Origin of the sequence: Nocardiopsis lucentensis DSM 44048 (assembly GCF_000341125.1) — a bacterium.
Taxonomy (GTDB): domain Bacteria; phylum Actinomycetota; class Actinomycetes; order Streptosporangiales; family Streptosporangiaceae; genus Nocardiopsis; species Nocardiopsis lucentensis.
In genome coordinates this window covers 1-1,766 of sequence record NZ_ANBC01000285.1, presented here as the reverse complement: position 1 = coordinate 1,766, position 1,766 = coordinate 1, and the positions used below count along the sequence as shown (strand labels likewise).

Here is a 1,766-nt window from a genome sequence, read left to right as displayed (position 1 = left end):
TGGAGGTGGACCGGCTCGGCCGCGACCACGGGGACGTCAGCCGCCTGGCCGTCGTGCACGTGGACGTCAACGGGTTGGGTGTGATCCTCGGTGACTACCGCGAGCGCGTCGCCGACCCCGAGATCCCCGGGTCGGGTGCCGTGGCCCAGCGGCGCCTGTCCACCCGCATCGCCTGGCTCACCGAGGGGCTGGCCCGTGTCCTGGTACGCGCGGTGGCCGCCACGGTGCGCGCTGAGCCGGGTCGGCGTCCGCACATCCCCGGTACGGGAGCCGCGGGGCCGGTCTCGCTCTTCCAGGGGCCGTTCGACCGGGTCCGGGTGCCGGTGCGCCCGATCGTCGTGGCGGGCGACGACCTCACCGTGTTGTGCGACGCCCGCCTCGCCCTGAGCCTGGCCAGGTACGCGTTGGACTGGTTGGACGCCGACCCCGCTCGGATCGCCGACCCCCGCGACCCCCGGGTGGCACTGCACCGGGTGCTCGCCGACGCCCACGACGGTGCCCCGGACCACGGCCCCGGTGGCGGGCGCACGGTCACCGGGCCTGACGGCGGCGTCCACACCACGTACGTGCCCACGGTCGGGGTGGGGATCGCGGTCCAGCCGGTCGGGGCCCCGCTGTCGTCGGGGTACGACCTGTGCGAGGCGATGTGCCGCCGCGCCAAGCGGTACCGGGTGGACCGCGCCGAAGCCGATCCCACCGTCGTCGACGACCACGCGATCGCCTGGACCCTCCGGTTCGACGGCGTGGACCGCGTCCTGCGCGGGCTCGACCAGGCGGCCCTGGCGCCCCATCCGCGCACCGAACTCCCGCTGACCGGCTCAGGTTTCGCGCGCTTCGTGGACCGCTATCTGTCCGGGGCGCCGGGCAGCCTGCTCTCCGACGGCGACACCCGCCACCGGGGGTGGCTGCTCTCCGCCCTCGTCCCGCTCCTGGAGTCGGGTTCCGATCCCGCACCCGAACTCGACCGCCGCGCCCGGGTGACCGGTGCCGCCGTCGAGCTGCCCCCGGGGTGGACGCCCGGAGGGCTGCTGGACGCGGTCGGGGTCATGGACCTGTACCTGGACCCCCGGTTGGCCGAGGCCCTGCCCACGCACCTGCCCCAGCCCTCCAACCGCCCCGGCGCGGCCCCGTCGGTGAAGGGCCCGCCCCGGTGAGCCGCCCCGACCGCGTCACCGTGTACCTGGCCTCACCGGCTCTGTTCGTCGGTGCCAGCGCGGACGGGACGGGCGCGGACACGGACGTGGTCACCGATGACCATGGTCTGCCCCGCCTGCCTCGGCACCGGTTGGCCGCCCGTCTGCGGGAGGGGGCGGCCAGCGCCCTGACCGTCGCTCCGGAGCTGTCCCGTGCCGCCCGCGAGGCCCTGGGCCGGGACCGGTCCCACGGCGCCGACCGCATGCTGCGCGTGGGCCACGCCGTCCTCGGCGACGGTGTGCGCGCCGCCGTCGCCCGGGCTTTGGCCGGGCGCGAGGAGCCCCTGCGCACCACCCTGCGCCGGGCGGTCACCGACGCCTACACCACCCTGGAGTCGGGGGTCGAGGTCGGCCCCGGAGGCGCTCCCGAACCGGGGCGGCTGCGCACCCATCGCGTCCTGCTGCCGGGGCTGACCCTCACCGCCGCGCTGACCTGGGCCGAGCCTCCGAGGGAGGAGCACTGGCGGATCCTCGCCCGCGCCTGCCTGGCCACGACGCGGATCGGGGCGAGGGCCGCGCGCGGCCGGGGCCGCGTCGACGTCCGACTCGCCGGCCCCGGCGCGGAGGACCCGC

1 protein-coding gene and 1 pseudogene are annotated in these 1,766 nt (G+C 77.0%); both read left to right on the top strand.

Annotation, left to right across the window (positions count from 1 at the left end; genetic code table 11):
- Positions 1 to 1,154, top strand: a pseudogene (locus tag D471_RS33695) (hypothetical protein); the annotation flags it as partial.
- Positions 1,151 to 1,766, top strand: a 616-nt coding sequence (locus D471_RS0109735) for a hypothetical protein (RefSeq protein ID WP_017598448.1), incomplete at its 3' end; no start/stop codon positions are given. The pseudogene D471_RS33695 and the gene D471_RS0109735, both read left to right, overlap by 4 nt.